Below are 16164 nucleotides of genomic sequence, written 5' to 3' on the forward strand. Positions count from 1 at the left end.
GACGGTCATTCGGCATGCTTCGGAGCATCGAGGGCGATCTCGGCCCAGACGGTCAGCCCACTGCTTAAGTCGCTCGGGTATGGCTCTCGCTCCAGCGCGGGCAGCTGTGTGACCCGTACTGGATGAATTCGTACTCCAACGAGAGGTAGGCGGCAAGCTCTATCCAGGCGCTGCAACAGCTCGAAGCGTGATCGCGTCGCGCCGAAGACCCCACCGCCGAACTGCAAGGGAGACTGGCCGCCACCGTGGTGGCCGGTGAATATGAGGAATTGCTGGGAGAAGACCTATGGGATAACGCCGGAAATGCCGACGGGCTCCACGAGGCGATCACCGTCGCGCGTGGCCTGACCGACGAGGAGATCCGCCGTGCCGGGGAGCTGGCGGGTTGTCTTGGGGAGGCCGAGGCGATGGTGGGGACGGTGCAGAAGTACAGGTGATCGGCAACTTCGGAAGAGATGCCTTCGCAGGCTGTTCGTGTCCGAGGGTTCAGCGACTCAGGACACCCGAGCTGCCCTTCAGACCTTCGACGAACCCGGCAAACGCGTTGGTGCCGTATTACGAGAACCAGTACGTCTCCGGCGACCCCCAGCTCGCCCACGACGTCCGCCGCCGCATCGGCCACCCGCTCGCGGGGGAGGCACGGCGGATGTGACGCCGGCGGAACGGCGGTTCCCGAACCCAGTCACGGGCCGAGTGGGCCGAGCAGGCCGAGTGGGCCGTGCGGGTCGTGCCGGGGAGGCGTCGGTGCCCGAAGTCCTGATGAATCGTTGGTCGAATGGGTTGGCCAGAGCTTGCCGACTGCCTACCATCGATCACCGCAAGACTTTGTGCACCGTCGCACAATCTCCTCGGGAGGTTTCCTTGCACCGCCGCCGTCGCACCGCGCTCCTGCTCTCCGCCGCGATCGCCGCGGCGCCTTTGCTCACCGCTTGCGGAAACGATGCGCATCCGGGAGCGGCGGCCGTGGTCGGCGGCCAGCGGATCACCGTCGCGCAGCTGGAGAACAGGGTGAGTGAGGTGCGCGCGGCACAGCGCACGGCCGTGCCGGACGACGCCCAGTACGCGCAGGTCATCGCCAAGTCGGGCACCCTCCCGCGCGACGTGCTGCACAACCTCGTCCTCGACCAGGTGCTGCACCGCGCCGCGCAGGACGCGGGAGTGACCGTCACCCGCAAGGAGCTCCAGAAGATGCGCTCCGAGCTGGAAGGGCAGGTCGGCGGGGCCAAGGCGCTGGAAACGGCCTGGCTCCAGCAGTACGGCATCGCCCCCGAGCGCCTCGACGAAAACCTCCGCCTCCAGCTCGAGGCCCAGAAACTCGCCGCCGCGCTCGGCACCGACACCGGCAAGCCGGCCTTCTGGAACGCCCTGGCCGAGGCGTCCAAGAAGCTCGACATCGACCTCAACCCGCGCTACGGCACCTGGGACGTCCAGAAGAGCAGCCGGGCCGACGCGAAAACGCCGTGGGTGCGCGAGGTGACGGCGGCGGGGACGCCGCAGACGGCGTAGCGGGGTGGCGGGGCGGCAGCAGGGGTCGCCCGGCTTGTGGACAACGAGGGGCCGCGCTGAGCCCGGCTTGTGGACAACGGCTGAGCCGCCCGCCTGTGGATAACTCAGGGGGTTGTGCGTGGCTTGGGTTACGTTCGGATCGTGAACGCAACCAGTCCCGAAGCCGCCCCCGGCCGCATCGTCCTGCTCACCACCAGCCACCGTGTCGCACCCGGCCTGCTGTCCTGGCCGGCGTGGCAGGCGCTGCACGGCGCCGACCGTGTGCTGTGCGCGGACGGCGCGCATCCGCAGCTGCCGTATCTGCGCGAGGCCGGGATAGCGGTCGACGAGGCCGCCCCGACCGCCGAGGAACTGATCGACGCGTGCGCCGGCGGCCGCACGGTCGTGGTCGTGGCCACGGGCGAGGGCGAGCCGGCCCTGACGGACGGCCTGGCCCGCCTGGCGGGCAGCGGCCGCGTCCGGATGCCGGAGCTGGAGCTGCTCCCCGCCTCCTACGACCTCCCGGGCGCCCGCCTCCTCGACCTCGTCCAGGTCATGGACCGCATCCGCGCCGAGTGCCCGTGGTCCTCCCAGCAGACCCACAAGGGCCTGGCGAAGTACGGCATCGAGGAGGCGTACGAACTCGTCGAGGCGATCGAGGACGGCGACCGCGACGAGCTCCGCGAGGAACTGGGCGACGTCCTGTTGCAGGTCGTCTTCCACGCGCGGATCGCCGAGGAGGACCCGGAGTCCCCCTTCTCCATCGACGACGTGGCCGGCGGCATCGTCACCAAGCTCATCCACCGCCACCCGCACGTCTTCGGCGACGAGACGGCGACGACGCCCGAGGAGGTCAAGGAGCACTGGCTGCGCACCAAGGCCGTCGAGAAGCAGCGGAACTCGGTGACGGAGGGCATACCCCTCGGCCAGCCCGGCCTCGCCCTCGCGGCGAAGCTGGCGTCCCGGGTGCGCACGGCGGGGCTGGAGGTGCCGCTGCCGTCGGGGGAGGGCATCGGGTACGAGCTGCTCGCGATGGCGGTCCGGGCGGAGGCGGCCGGGGTGGATCCGGAGGCGGCCCTACGGGTTGCCGCGCGGGCATACCGGGATGCGGTGCGGGCTGCTGAGGGGGTGTCCTCTTAGTACCGTTGGGCCAACGGGCGGGAGCGAGGCGGGGGGCCGGTGTGCCAAGGGAGTCGTTGGAGGAGCTGAGGGACGCGCTGACGCGCGCCATGGTCGACTCGCGGGAGACTTCGCAGGAGGTCTTGCAATCGCTGAAACGGTCGAGCGTTCCCGGAGCGGTGGACCTCTGGGCCCGGACGGCCGGGATGGCGTCCATGGACAGCGCGGACGCCCGCGACTGGGTCAGTCTGCTGGTGGTCCTGCGCAGAAACCATCCCCAGGAGTTCTCCGCCCTCAAGGCCATCGGGGCCGACTACGCCGCCCCCGTGACCGGTGACAACGCCCGTGAGGTGATCCTTAGTGCCGCCGAGCTCGTCATCGGTGACCACGTGGCCGGTGACCACGTCGACTTCCGCGATTCCACGTTCCACCACCGTGTCGTGGGCGTGCAGTACAACCACTACGGCACCGTTCCCGCCCCGGCGCAGTGGCGGCCGGTGGGTGAGGTGGGGCCGCGGGAGTTCGGCGTACGCCCGACCCGGCCCGTCCCCGGGCTGCCCGACGTGCCGCCGTATGTGCCGCGCGACTGCGACGAGGAGCTGCGCGCCCAACTCGCCGGCAACAGCCTTGTGCTGATCCTGGGCGAACCGTGCGTGGGCAAGTCGTACACCGCATGGCATGGCGTGCGGTCACTGGAGGGGTACCGGCTGTACGCCCCGGACCCGGGCGAGGACCTCCGGCCGCTGGCGGCCACCCTGCGGGGCAACCCCGGCAAGTACGTCCTCTGGCTGGACGAGCTGACCGGCCATCTCGGCGCGGGCGGCCTGGACCTCCGGCTCCTGGGGCGGCTCAACGATCTCGGTGCCGTCGTGCTCGCGACGATGAGCCCCGACGGGTACTACCGGCGCCGGGCCGGGACCGCCCCGGGCGACCGGGTCGTCGCCGCGGCCCGCACGGTGGAGCTCGGGCGCGAGTGGAGTGAGGCGGAGCTGGCGCGGCTGGCGGCGCTCGACGACCGGCGGGCGTATCCGGCGTACATGTGGAGCGGCCGGGAGGGCCTGGCCACGTACTTCGCCGTCGGACATCACCTGTTCGACGAATGGCGTCGCGTGGGAACCCAACTGGAGCACCCACGTGGGCAGTTACTGGTCCGGGCGGCGATCGACCTCGCCCGCTGCGGGGTCACCGGAGCGGTGCCGGCCGAGCTGCTCAGGAGGGTCCAGGAGCTGTACCGGGCGGAGGACCGGGAGTCGTTCGAGGACGCCCTGGCCTGGGCGACGGCGCCGATGTTCGGGGTTTCGGGGCTGCTCGTGGCGGGCGAGGAGGAAGGCACCTGGCGGGCGTACGGCGCGCTCGTCTCGGAGGCGCTGAGATCGGGCGGCGATCTGGAGCCGGTGCCGGACGAGGTGTGGTGGACGCTGCTGGACGCGGCCCGGGAGCCGGACCCTGCGCTGCACTTCCCGGCTGTCCTGGACGCGGCCCGCACCGCGTTGCACGACCGCGTGGAGGCGGGGGACGCGGCGGTGGCGCTCGGGTTCGCTCGGCGTACCGAGGGGGACGAGCGTGAGGAGTGGCTGCGGCGGGCGGCGGACGCGGGGGACGCGTGGGCGGCCGTGGAACTGGCGGCGATTCTGCAGGACCGGGGGAGACGGGCAGTGCGCTCCCGTACCTGGAGCGGGCGGCCGAGGCGGGCAGCGCCAGAGCCGCGGCAAGGCTCGGCAGCCTGTTGCGGGACCGGGCCGAGCACTGGCTGCGCACGGCGGCCGAGGCTGGTGAGGGCGAGGCGGCGTATGAGCTGGGCGACATGGTGCTCGGCACGGGGCGCGACGACGAGGCGGTCCGCTGGTACCGCAGGGCCGCCGAGGCCGGGCATCCCGAAGTCGCCCTGAAGCTCGGCAAGTTGTTCAGCCAGTGGGGCCGGCCGGAGGCGGAGGCCTGGCTTCGTTACGCCTCCGACTGGGGTGATCCGCGTGCGGCGAACACGCTCGCGATCCACCTCAGTGGCACGGAGTCATTCGACGAGGCAGAGGTCGAAGCTCTCTTCCGACGGGCGGCAGAGGGTGGGATCCGGTCCGCCATGGTCAATCTCGGCGCCCTGCTGGAGAAAGAGGGCCAGTACGCCGAAGCGAGGTCTTGGTACCTCGCAGCAGAACGGCAGGGCTACCCCTTCGCGGCCCGGCACATCGCCCAGCTGCTGCTGACCCAGGGCAAGGAGGAAGAGGCAGCCGACTGGCGCCGCCGAGCCGCCGCCGTAGACCCCGAAGGCCTCCCCGAATCTCTCCCCCCACCACCGGGCCACACCCCCACCACCCCTGCGGATACCGTCAAGGAGTGACCAACCAGCCCCACCCCCCGAGCCCCACCCCCCAGTCCCCCGAACTCTTCAGCTGGGAGTTCGCCACCGACCCCTACCCGGCCTACGCCTGGCTCCGCGAGCACGCGCCCGTGCACAGCACCCGCCTCCCCAGCGGCGTGGAGGCCTGGCTGGTCACCCGCTACACCGACGCCAAGCAGGCCCTCGCCGACGCCCGCCTCTCCAAGAACCCGGCCCACCACGACGAACCCGCCCACGCCAAGGGCAAGACCGGCATCCCGGGTGAGCGCAAGGCCGAGTTGATGACGCACCTGCTGAACATCGACCCGCCCGATCACACCCGCCTGCGCAGGCTCGTCTCCAAGGCCTTCACCCCTCGCCGCGTCGCCGAGTTCGCCCCCCGGGTGCAGGAGCTCACGGACCGGCTCATCGACGGGTTCGCACAGAAGGGGAGCGCCGACCTGATCCACGAGTTCGCCTTCCCGCTGCCCATCTACGCCATCTGCGACCTGCTCGGCGTCCCCCGCGAGGACCAGGACGACTTCCGGGACTGGGCGGGCATGATGATCCGGCATCAAGGCGGCCCCCGGGGCGGCGTCGCACGGTCCGTGAAGAAGATGCGCGGCTATCTCGCCGACCTCATCCACCGCAAGCGCGAGGCACTCCCCGACACGCCCACCCCCGGCGAGGACCTCATCTCCGGCCTCATCCGCGCCTCCGACCACGGCGAGCACCTCACCGAGAACGAGGCCGCGGCGATGGCTTTCATCCTGCTGTTCGCCGGCTTCGAGACGACGGTCAACCTCATCGGCAACGGCACCTACGCCCTGCTCACCCACCCCGAGCAGCGCGCCCGCCTCCAGACCTCCCTCGCCGCCGAGGAGACCGCCCTCCTCGAAACCGGCATCGAGGAACTCCTCCGCTACGACGGCCCCGTCGAACTCGCCACCTGGCGCTTCGCCACCGAACCGCTCACCATCGGCGGGCAGCACATCGCACCCGGTGATCCCGTCCTCGTCGTCCTGGCCGCCGCCGACCGTGACCCGGAGCGGTTCACCGACCCCGACGTCCTCGACCTCGGCCGCCGTGACAACCAGCACCTCGGCTACGGCCACGGCATCCACTACTGCCTCGGCGCCCCGCTCGCCCGCCTGGAGGGCCAGACCGCTCTCGCCACGCTCCTCACCCGCCTCCCGGATCTGCAACTCGCGGTGGGTCCGGCCGAGTTGCGATGGCGGGGCGGCCTCATCATGCGCGGACTGCGTACGCTTCCGGTGGAGTTCACCCCTGTTGGGTGAGTACGTCCACCGGCGCAAACGTGACACGCGCTTAAGTCTGTGATCTTCACGTGATCTGCGCGGCATTAACTTGTGACAAGTGATCGTCTGCCTATACGTTCACGGATCAATGACGGCGCCCAGGTTTCACGCGCCGCAGTCACCGTTGTCTCGCGAAAGGTCCCCGCATGCTCTCCGGGAACGGTCGTCACCGTCGCCCCCGTCAAGCTCCGGCGCTCCTCGTCGCAGCCGGAGTGACCGGGTCCGCCATCGCCATCCCGCTCCTCGGCGCCACGGGCGCGAGCGCGGCCGAGGGCACCGTGTGGGACAAGGTGGCCGACTGTGAGAGCGGCGGCTCCTGGAGCGCCGACAGCGGCGACGGACGTTACGGCGGACTGCAACTGACCCAGGACGACTGGGAGGAGTACGGCGGCCTCGACTACGCCTCCAGTCCCAACCTGGCGAGCCGTTCCCAGCAGATCGCCGTGGCCCAGGACGTCCTCGCGGACCAGGGGACCAGTCCTTGGGGCACCTGTGCGGTGCTCAACGGGCTCACTCAGAAGTCCGGTTCGGTCGACCTCGACCTCGACACCGGCGTCGCGGAGGACTCGCCCTCCGAAGTATCCGGATCGTCCGGATTGCTCGATTCGTCGAGTTCGTCGAGTTCGTCGGGCGCATCGGACTCGTCCGATGCGGCGAACCCGTCCGATGACTCCTCGAATTCCTCCGACTCCTCGAACTCGCCGAGCGGCTCTCCCGACACCTCGTCCGAATCGTCCCAGGATTCCTCCTCTTCGCCCTCTTCATCCTCTATGACGGACAACTCCTCGAAGTCCGATACGTCCGCCGACGCAGGCGCCTCGCAGTCGCCCGACGGCTCACCCGTAGAGACGTCCAAGGGTGACAATCGGGACAACTCGGAGCAGGGAGAGGGCTCCCGGAGCCTCGTCGACACCGGAGCCATCGACTCCGAGGCGACCGGCTCCGGGCGTCATCGTGGCCCCAGTGCCGACGAGAGCGAGGCGACCGAGAGTGCCGTCAAGTCCTCCGGCCGCCATGCCTCGTACACCGTGCGCGCCGGCGACACTCTCGCCTCCATCGCCGACTCCCTTGACCTCGACGGCGGATGGTCCGCGCTGTACGACGCGAACAAGCGGGCCATCGGTACTGACGCGAACCACATCTTCCCCGGTCAGACCCTGGAAGTCCCCACCGAATAGGGGGCGAACGGGGTGAAAAACAGCCGGAGTTCGCGTCATGATTCGCACTGAATGTCCGCTTTGAATGCAGTGAGAGATAGATCTCAGAAGCCCTGATCGTCTTTGAAATTCCGCGAATCGCGTGGCTACGGTCATGACCGCTCGTCACCACGAGCCCCGGCTGCCGCAACGCCGAATCCTGCCAGCGGCCGTACGGGAACAGTCGTCGCGTCAAGCGCCGTAGGCAGGAGCGGGGGACCCAAGGTAAGCGCCGGGTCCGGCAGTTGAGGCCCTTCGGGGCCGCACGGCCGGAGTCGGCTAGGGGTGAAGCCGCGCAGTGGGAGCCGAAAGGCGAACGTGCGCGGCCGGGCAACTCAACCGGCCCGAACCCGACAGCTCACCTCGCAGGCGTCGGTGAGGGGATCTCTCCATGCTGTTTTCCAGCAAGGGCAAGCACCGTCGTCCGTCCAAGGCCGCTCGCGCCATAGCCGTCGTCGGCGTCACCGGCGCCGCCGCCGTGGCCGCCCCGCTGATGGCGGCCGGCAGCGCCTCCGCCGCCACCGCCTCCGAGTGGGACGCCGTCGCCCAGTGCGAGTCCGGCGGCAACTGGTCGATCAACACCGGCAACGGCTACTACGGCGGTCTGCAGTTCTCCGCCTCCACGTGGGCCGCGTACGGCGGCACGGCGTACGCCTCCACCGCCGACCAGGCCAGCAAGGCCCAGCAGATCGAGATCGCCGAGAAGGTCCTCGCCGGCCAGGGCAAGGGTGCCTGGCCGCACTGCGGCACCGGCCTGTCGAGCGCCGCCTACAACGGCTCCGGCTCGTCGTCGAGTGGTTCCTCGCAGAGCAGCGAGAGCACCACCCGCTCCACCGAGGAGCAGTCGGCCTCCCGCTCCAGCGAGCGTCCGGCCGCCAAGAAGAGCACCAAGACCGTCACCACCCCGACCGGCAAGAAGGTCAAGAAGGGGGACGGCGAGTACAAGGTCGTCAAGGGCGACACCCTCAGCTCGATCGCCGCGGAGCACGACGTCAAGGGCGGCTGGGAGAAGCTCTTCCAGCTGAACAAGGACATCGTCGAGGACGCGAACCTGATCTACCCGGGTCAGCAGCTGCACCTGAAGTAATACGAGGGCGGCAGCTGAACCACAGGGCCCTCACATCCGTGGACCTCATAGCGAAGACCTCGTGAGGGTCACCCCCGTCCCCCACGGGCTCCCCGCTCCGGTGCGTGTTCCCCCGTACGCACCGGGGCGGGGCTTTTCTTTCCCCGGATGTCGCCCATCCTTTGTTCCCCCTTTGTTCCGGCAGGAAACAATGGGTACGGTTCGGTCCTGTCCACGGGACGGTCGGTCGGCTGCCGATGTCCCCGAGGCGGTTAGGCTCTAGTCGCAAGGCTCACAGCCCCGCACTACCAGCGTCACATCCACGAAGGAGATGCTCGTGCCGTCCATCGACGTCGTCGTAGCCCGGGAAATCCTCGACTCGCGAGGCAACCCCACCGTCGAGGTCGAGGTCGGCCTCGACGACGGCAGCACGGGTCGTGCCGCCGTTCCGTCCGGCGCCTCCACCGGCGCCTTCGAGGCCATCGAGCTCCGCGACGGCGACCAGAACCGCTACCTCGGCAAGGGCGTCGAGAAGGCCGTCCTCGCCGTCATCGAGCAGATCGGCCCGGAGCTCGTCGGCTACGACGCCACCGAGCAGCGCCTGATCGACCAGGCCATGTTCGACCTGGACGCCACCGACAACAAGGGCTCCCTCGGCGCCAACGCCATCCTCGGCGTCTCGCTCGCCGTCGCCCACGCCGCCTCCGAGGCCAGCGACCTCCCCCTCTTCCGCTACCTGGGCGGCCCGAACGCGCACCTGCTGCCGGTGCCGATGATGAACATCCTGAACGGCGGCTCGCACGCCGACTCCAACGTGGACATCCAGGAGTTCATGATCGCCCCGATCGGTGCGGAGACCTTCTCCGAGGCCCTGCGCTGGGGCACCGAGGTCTACCACACCCTCAAGAAGGTGCTGAAGGGCCGCGGCCTGTCCACCGGCCTCGGCGACGAGGGCGGCTTCGCCCCGAACCTCGGCTCCAACCGCGAGGCCCTCGACCTCATCCTCGAGGCCATCAAGGAAGCCGGCTACACCCCCGGCGAGCAGATCGCCCTCGCGCTCGACGTCGCCGCGTCCGAGTTCTACAAGGACGGCTCCTACCTCTTCGAGGGCAAGGCGCGCTCCGCCGCCGAGATGACCGAGTACTACGCCGAGCTGGTCGAGGCGTACCCGCTGGTCTCCATCGAGGACCCGCTGTTCGAGGACGACTGGGACGGCTGGAAGACCATCACCGACAAGCTCGGTGACAAGGTCCAGCTCGTCGGCGACGACCTCTTCGTCACCAACCCCGAGCGCCTCGCCCGCGGCATCGAGGAGGGCGCGGCCAACGCCCTGCTGGTGAAGGTGAACCAGATCGGCTCCCTGACCGAGACCCTGGACGCCGTCGAGCTCGCCCAGCGCAACGGCTTCAAGTGCATGATGTCCCACCGCTCCGGCGAGACCGAGGACGTCACCATCGCCGACCTCGCCGTCGCCACCAACTGCGGCCAGATCAAGACCGGCGCCCCGGCCCGTTCCGAGCGCGTCGCCAAGTACAACCAGCTGCTGCGCATCGAGGAGATCCTCGACGACGCCGCGGTGTACGCCGGCCGTAGCGCGTTCCCGCGCTTCAAGGGCTGACAGGGCCCTTTAAGGGCAGCGTCGTACGTACGTCCCCGTACTCGGTCCCGTACCGTGTGCGGGGACGTACGCGTGTGAAACGGGAGGCGGGACATGGCCGTGAAGGACCGGGACCGGTTCTCCACCGCGACCAGGATCCGGTTGCTCGGAGAGCAGACGGCGGCCCGCGTCTACCGCTCCCAGACCAAGCGGCAGGCCCGGCGCTCCAGGCTCACCGGACGCGCCGCGCTGCTCGCGCTGGTCCTGTGCTCCCTGGTCGTGGCGCTCGCCTACCCCATAAGGCAGTACGTCTCCCAGCGCGCCGACATCGCCGACATGCAGCGGCAGAAGAAAGAGGCCGCCAGGCGGGTCGAGCAGCTGCGCGACGTCAAGGCACGCTGGCAGGACGACGCCTACGCCGAGCAGCAGATCCGGCAGCGGCTGCACTATGTGATGCCCGGGGAGACCGGTTACATCGTGATCGACCCGGACGCGGCCAAGCAGTCACGGGCCCACCTGGGCGCGGCCGACCGGCCCTGGTACACGAACATCTGGGACGGGGTCGACAAGGCCGACGCCGCCGATCACTGAGCCCAGCGAGAACGATAGAAAGACAGGCATGCAAACGCCCCCGCCGCCCACCCCGCGCACCGATCCCACCGACGCGGACGTCGAGGCCTTCAAGCAGCAGCTCGGACGTCCGCCGCGCGGGTTGCGCGCGATCGCTCACCGGTGCCCGTGCGGGCAGCCGGACGTGGTCGAGACGGCTCCCCGGCTGCCCGACGGCACGCCCTTCCCGACGCTGTACTACCTGACGTGCCCCAAGGCGTCGTCGGCGATCGGCACGCTGGAGGCGAACGGCGTGATGAAGGAGATGACGGCTCGGCTGGAGAGCGATCCGGAGCTGGCCGCCGCGTATCGCGCCGCGCACGAGGACTACATTCGGCGCCGCGACGAGATCGAGGAGCTGAAGGGCTTTCCCAGTGCCGGTGGGATGCCGGACCGGGTGAAGTGTCTGCATGTGCTGGTCGCGCACTCGTTGGCGGCCGGGCCCGGTGTCAATCCGCTGGGGGACGAGGCGATCGCGATGTTGCCCGAGTGGTGGGCGAAGGGGCCGTGCGTGGTCTCCGCCGAGTGATCTCGCCCCCGCCGCCCCTACCCGTCCCATCCTGAAGGGGCTCCGCCCCTTCGACCCCGCCAGGGGGCTGCAGCCCCCTGAACCCCCGCTTCGGCCCTGAACGGCCTCGTCCTCAAACTCTCCCAGAGGGGGCACCCCCAGACGGGCTGAGAAGAAAGGCACCCCATGACCCGCGTCGCCGCCATCGACTGCGGTACGAACTCCATCCGGCTTCTCGTCGCCGATGTGGACCCCGCCACCGGCGAACTCGTCGACCTGGACCGCCGTATGACCATCGTGCGGCTCGGACAGGGCGTCGACCGGACCGGGCGGCTGGCCCCCGAGGCGCTGGAGCGCACCTTCGCCGCCTGCCGTGACTACGCGGCGGTCATCAAGGAGCACGGCGCCGAGCGGCTGCGCTTCGTCGCCACGTCCGCCTCCCGGGACGCGGAGAACCGGGACGAGTTCGTGCGCGGGGTCGTGGACATCCTGGGCGTCGAGCCCGAGGTCATCACCGGGGACCAGGAGGCCGAGTTCTCCTTCACCGGGGCGACGAAGGAGCTGGCCGAGCACGACCACCTCCCCAAGCCCTACCTGGTGGTGGACATCGGTGGCGGGTCGACCGAGTTCGTCGTCGGGGAGGAGCACGTGCGCGCGGCGCGCTCCGTGGACATCGGCTGTGTGCGGATGACCGAGCGTCATCTGGTGCGGGGCGGGGCCGTCTCCGACCCGCCCTCCGAGGAGCAGATCGCGGCGATGCGGGCCGACATCGAGGCGGCCCTCGATCTCGCCGAGGAGTCGGTGCCGTTGCGTGCGGCGCGCACGCTGGTGGGGCTCGCCGGGTCCGTGACCACGGTGTCGGCGATCGCCCAGGAGCTGCCCGAGTACGACTCGACCCGCATCCATCACTCCCGGATCAGCCACGACCGGGTCCGGGAGATCACCGAGTGGCTGCTGCGCTCCACCCACGCCGAGCGCGCGGCCGTACCGTCCATGCATCCGGGGCGAGTCGACGTCATCGCGGCGGGCGCCCTGGTGCTGCTCGCGATCATGGAGCGGATCGGTGCGCAGGAGGTCGTCGTCAGCGAGCACGACATCCTCGACGGCATCGCCTTCAAGGTGGCGGAAGCCGCGGAAGAGGGTATGCGCGGCGACTGAGCCGCGGTGGTGACAGGGAACGGCCCCGGTACCTCCTGGTGAGGAACCGGGGCCGTTGTCTCGGCCCTTGCGGGCTGTCCGTCAGTTACAGAGGAGGACGACGAGGCCGCTGCAGCCCCCGCCGTCGTGGTGGTGGTGGCCGTCGTGGTGGTGCTCGTGGTCGTGGCCGTGGCCGTCCGCGGCCCTTGCGGCGACCTGTGAGGCGGGCGGGGCTGCCGCAGCGGATGCGGCCGTCGCCGCCCCCAATGCGAGAGCGATGCCCAGAGCCGCGCCGACCGAGACTATTCGCGAGGTGGCCCGCGTGAGGGCCTTCTGTGAGGTGATCATGGCTGCACGTTATGCGCGCTTCTGCCGGATTTGCTCGCCGAGCGTGGCTGACCGGGTGACGGTGGCCCCGGTCGCACCCGCGGGGCGGTCCGGGTCTCGTTTGCTACCGATCGGTAGCCTTCGGTTGAGCAGGTCGGCTAGCGTATGAGCGCGTCCGAGGGGGCCTTTCGGGCCCTCCGGGAATCCTTCGAAGGCACCCGCCGAAGAAACTTCGTGAAGTTCTTCACAAGGAATTCTGCCCTGTCGGAGCACTGATCGGTGTCGGTTGACCCGTCCGAGGGGTGAACAGGCCCTTGAACATGTTCAGATGGGCGGTGTAAGGGTGCTCCCGGGGCCTTTCGCCGGAGGGCGTTCCGGACCGCTCACAGGGGGCCCGGCAAGCCAGAGAGGCAGCTCACGCGGCATTGACAACGGGGTGCGGCGCATCGCGGTTCCCGATCGTGACCATGACCTGCGTCACGCGGGCCGGGGATGGTAGCACAGCCCCTGCAAGAGCTTGTGAAGGGGCGCACGAGCGACCCCCCTGAACCGGGTGGATACTCGATGGCATGAGCACCACGGAGCGTCCCAGGATCCTCGTAGTAGGCGGTGGGTACGTAGGCCTGTACGCAGCTCGGCGCATTCTCAAGAAGATGCGCTACGGCGAGGCGACCGTCACGGTCGTCGACCCCCGGTCGTACATGACCTACCAGCCCTTCCTTCCCGAAACCGCCGCCGGCAACATCTCCCCGCGCCACGTCGTCGTCCCGCTGCGACGCGTGCTGCCGAAGGCGGAGGTCCTCACCGGCCGGGTCACCACCATCGACCAGGACCGCAAGGTCGCCACGATCGCCCCGCTGGTGGGCGAGGCGTACGAGCTGCCCTTCGACTACCTGGTCATCGCGATGGGCGCGGTCTCCCGCACCTTCCCGATCCCCGGCCTCGCCGAGCAGGGCATCGGCATGAAGGGCATCGAGGAGGCCATCGGCCTGCGCAACCACGTCCTCGAGCAGCTCGACAAGGCCGACTCCACGACCGACGAGGAGATCCGCCGCAAGGCGCTCACCTTCGTCTTCATCGGCGGTGGCTTCGCGGGCGCGGAGACCATCGGCGAGGTCGAGGACATGGCCCGTGACGCGGCCAAGTACTACACCAACGTCTCCCGCGAGGACATGCGGTTCATCCTCGTCGACGCCGCCGACAAGATCCTTCCCGAGGTCGGCCCGAAGCTGGGCGCCTACGGCAAGGAGCACCTGGAGAGCCGCGGCGTGGAGATCTACCTCTCCACCTCGATGGACTCCTGCGTCGACGGCCACGTCGTGCTGAAGAACGGGCTCGAGGTCGACTCCAACACGATCGTGTGGACGGCCGGCGTCAAGCCGAACCCGGCCCTCGGCCGCTTCGGTCTGCCGCTCGGCCCCCGCGGTCACGTCGACTGCGAGACGACGCTCCAGGTCAAGGGCACCGACTACATCTGGGCCGCGGGCGACAACGCCCAGGTCCCGGACCTCGTCGGCCGCAAGGCGGGCAACGAGAACGCCTGGTGCCCGCCGAACGCCCAGCACGCCCTGCGTCAGGCCCGCGTCCTCGGCGACAACGTGATCTCCGGTATGCGGGGCTTCCCGCAGAAGGACTACTCGCACGCCAACAAGGGCGCGGTGGCGGGCCTCGGCCTGCACAAGGGCGTGGCGATGATCGTCATGGGCAAGATGAAGATCAAGCTCAAGGGCCGTCTCGCCTGGTACATGCACCGCGGCTACCACGGCCTGGCGATGCCGACCTGGAACCGCAAGGTCCGCGTCTTCGCCGACTGGACCCTCGGCATGTTCCTCAAGCGCGAGGTCGTCTCCCTCGGCGCGATGGAGCACCCGCGCGAGGAGTTCTACGAGGCCGCCAAGCCGGCGCCGGTCGCCGCCGCGAGCAAGGCCGACAAGGGCGAGAAGGCCAAGGCCTCCTGACCCCAACCGGTCGCTGAACCAACCGAAGGACCTCCCGCCATCCGTGGTGCGGGAGGTCCTTCGGCGTTCGGGGATCCGTGACGGTTGTTTGCCCAGCCGTAACGCGCGTGGGGGACTGCGCACCGGGCCCTCAGGTGTTTACGTGGTGTTGGACATTCCGGGATCCGATCACGGAGGTGTGCGCCATGGCAGACGCCGCGCCGCGGCTGAAGAGCCTTCTCGAACAGGTGCTGGGAGTCCCGCTCCCGGTGCGCATCCGCGCCTGGGACGGTTCGCAGGCGGGGCCGCCGGGGGCGCCGGTTCTCGTCGTACGCAATCGCCGTGCGGTGCGCCGACTGCTGTGGAAGCCGGGCGAACTGGGCCTGGCCCGGGCCTGGGTGGCGGGGGACCTGGACATCGAGGGGGACCTGTACGCCGCCCTCGATCTGCTCGCGGGGCTGGTGTGGGAGCGGGGGGAGGACGCCCGCGGGCTGGTGGAGTCCCTGCGTGACCCCGAAGTGCGCGCCGCCGTACGCGGGCTCGTCAAGCTCGGCGGACTTCCGCTGCCGCCCGCGCCGCCGCCGGAGGAGGTGCGTCGGGCCCGCGGCCATCTGCACACCAAGCGCACCGACAGACGCGCCATCAGCCACCACTACGACGTCGGCAACGACTTCTACGAGATCGTCCTCGGCCCGTCCATGGTGTACTCCTGCGCCTACTGGTCCGCCCCGCCCCCGGACGGCACCCTCGAAGCCGCTCAGCACGACAAACTCGACCTCATCTGCCGCAAGCTCGGACTCCGGCCCGGTCTGCGGCTGCTGGACGTCGGCTGCGGCTGGGGCTCCATGGCCGTGCACGCGGCCCGTGAGTACGGCGTGAGCGTCGTCGGTGTCACCCTCTCCCAGGAGCAGGCGGCGTTCGCCCGCAAGCGCGTCGCCGGCGAGGGGCTCACCGACAAGGTGGAGATCCGCGTCCAGGACTACCGGGACGTCGACGACGGCCCGTACGACGCCATTTCCTCCGTCGGTATGGCCGAACACGTCGGCGCCGAGCGGTATCTGGAGTACGCCGATGTGCTGTACCGGCTCCTGAAGCCCGGGGGGCGGCTGCTCAACCACCAGATCGGGCGGCGGCCGCAGCGGGACGAATCCACGTACCAGGTCGACGAGTTCATCGACTCCTACGTCTTCCCCGACGGCGAGCTCCAGCCCATCGGCGTCACCGTCGCCCAGTTGGAGCGGGCCGGTTTCGAGGTGCGCGACGTGGAGTCGATCCGTGAGCACTACGCCCTGACCCTGCGCCGCTGGGTCGCCAACCTGGAGGCCGACTGGGCGCGGGCCGTCGAGCTCACCAGCCCGGGACGCGCCCGTGTCTGGCAGCTGTACATGGCCGCCTGCGCGCTCGCCTTCGAACGCAACCGCATCGGGGTCAACCAGGTGCTGGCCGTCAGGACACCCGACTCCGGGGACTCGGGGATGCCGTTGCGGGCCCGTACCTGGGGCTGAAAGGCCAAGGGCCCCGCTCCCTCCCGGGAACGGGGCCCTGGTACT

At 69.9% G+C, this 16164-nt stretch carries 15 protein-coding genes and 1 riboswitch; of the genes, 14 read left to right on the forward strand and 1 reads right to left on the reverse strand.

Translation table 11 applies throughout. The annotated features are described in order from the left end of the window. The first annotated feature begins 245 nt into the window (after positions 1-245). From QQM39_RS26830 to QQM39_RS26885, 12 genes are all read left to right on the forward strand, one after another. Positions 246-437 carry a hypothetical protein gene (locus tag QQM39_RS26830; protein ID WP_302000108.1) on the forward strand — a complete coding sequence of 64 codons (192 nt, stop codon included), beginning with the start codon at positions 246-248 and terminating at the stop codon, positions 435-437. A gap of 424 nt (positions 438-861) precedes the next feature. Next, on the forward strand, positions 862-1506 hold the full coding sequence (locus tag QQM39_RS26835) for a SurA N-terminal domain-containing protein (RefSeq protein WP_302000109.1): 645 nt from the start codon (positions 862-864) through the stop codon (positions 1504-1506). Positions 1507-1647: 141 nt separating this feature from the next. Continuing rightward, positions 1648-2625, forward strand: a complete 978-nt coding sequence (locus QQM39_RS26840) for a nucleoside triphosphate pyrophosphohydrolase (protein ID WP_302000110.1) — start codon at positions 1648-1650, stop codon at positions 2623-2625. Between the two features lie 194 nt (positions 2626-2819). Next, positions 2820-4493: a hypothetical protein gene (locus QQM39_RS26845; RefSeq protein ID WP_302000111.1), complete on the forward strand. Its 1674-nt coding sequence runs from the start codon at positions 2820-2822 to the stop codon at positions 4491-4493. Next, the gene (locus tag QQM39_RS26850; protein ID WP_302000112.1) at positions 4409-4939 is read left to right on the forward strand and encodes a tetratricopeptide repeat protein; all 531 of its coding nucleotides are present in this window, start codon (positions 4409-4411) and stop codon (positions 4937-4939) included. The genes QQM39_RS26845 and QQM39_RS26850 overlap by 85 nt, the downstream gene beginning before the upstream one ends. Beyond that, complete coding sequence (locus tag QQM39_RS26855) at positions 4936-6216, forward strand: cytochrome P450 (protein WP_302000113.1); 1281 nt, start codon at positions 4936-4938, stop codon at positions 6214-6216. The genes QQM39_RS26850 and QQM39_RS26855 overlap by 4 nt, the downstream gene beginning before the upstream one ends. Positions 6217-6383: 167 nt before the next feature. Continuing rightward, a complete protein-coding gene (locus tag QQM39_RS26860) occupies positions 6384-7415 on the forward strand; it encodes a transglycosylase family protein (RefSeq protein WP_302000114.1) in 1032 nt (343 codons plus the stop codon). Between the two features lie 205 nt (positions 7416-7620). Beyond that, a riboswitch (cyclic di-AMP (ydaO/yuaA leader) is annotated at positions 7621-7820 on the forward strand. A 4-nt stretch (positions 7821-7824) separates the two neighbouring features. After that, complete coding sequence (locus QQM39_RS26865) at positions 7825-8520, forward strand: transglycosylase family protein (protein WP_302000115.1); 696 nt, start codon at positions 7825-7827, stop codon at positions 8518-8520. Between the two features lie 316 nt (positions 8521-8836). Further along, positions 8837-10117: a phosphopyruvate hydratase gene (eno, locus tag QQM39_RS26870; RefSeq protein ID WP_302000116.1), complete on the forward strand. Its 1281-nt coding sequence runs from the start codon at positions 8837-8839 to the stop codon at positions 10115-10117. A gap of 93 nt (positions 10118-10210) precedes the next feature. After that, complete coding sequence (locus QQM39_RS26875; protein WP_302000117.1) at positions 10211-10687, forward strand: septum formation initiator family protein; 477 nt, start codon at positions 10211-10213, stop codon at positions 10685-10687. 28 nt (positions 10688-10715) lie between these two features. After that, positions 10716-11234 (forward strand): DUF501 domain-containing protein, encoded by a 519-nt coding sequence (locus QQM39_RS26880; RefSeq protein ID WP_302000118.1) that lies wholly within the window; start codon positions 10716-10718, stop codon positions 11232-11234. Between the two features lie 165 nt (positions 11235-11399). Then, a complete protein-coding gene (locus tag QQM39_RS26885; protein ID WP_302000119.1) occupies positions 11400-12371 on the forward strand; it encodes a Ppx/GppA phosphatase family protein in 972 nt (323 codons plus the stop codon). Positions 12372-12452: 81 nt separating this feature from the next. On the opposite strand, the gene QQM39_RS26890 is transcribed toward QQM39_RS26885, so the two are convergent. Then, the gene (locus QQM39_RS26890) at positions 12453-12698 is read right to left on the reverse strand and encodes a hypothetical protein (protein ID WP_302000120.1); all 246 of its coding nucleotides are present in this window, start codon (positions 12696-12698) and stop codon (positions 12453-12455) included. Between the two features lie 548 nt (positions 12699-13246). Between QQM39_RS26890 and QQM39_RS26895 the strand changes: the two genes are divergently transcribed. Both QQM39_RS26895 and QQM39_RS26900 read left to right on the forward strand, forming a co-directional pair. Continuing rightward, a complete protein-coding gene (locus tag QQM39_RS26895; protein ID WP_302000121.1) occupies positions 13247-14635 on the forward strand; it encodes an NAD(P)/FAD-dependent oxidoreductase in 1389 nt (462 codons plus the stop codon). A gap of 185 nt (positions 14636-14820) precedes the next feature. Then, positions 14821-16119 (forward strand): class I SAM-dependent methyltransferase, encoded by a 1299-nt coding sequence (locus tag QQM39_RS26900; protein ID WP_302000122.1) that lies wholly within the window; start codon positions 14821-14823, stop codon positions 16117-16119. Positions 16120-16164: the final 45 nt, after the last annotated feature.

Origin of the sequence: Streptomyces sp. DT2A-34, from assembly GCF_030499515.1 — a bacterium.
Classification (GTDB): domain Bacteria; phylum Actinomycetota; class Actinomycetes; order Streptomycetales; family Streptomycetaceae; genus Streptomyces.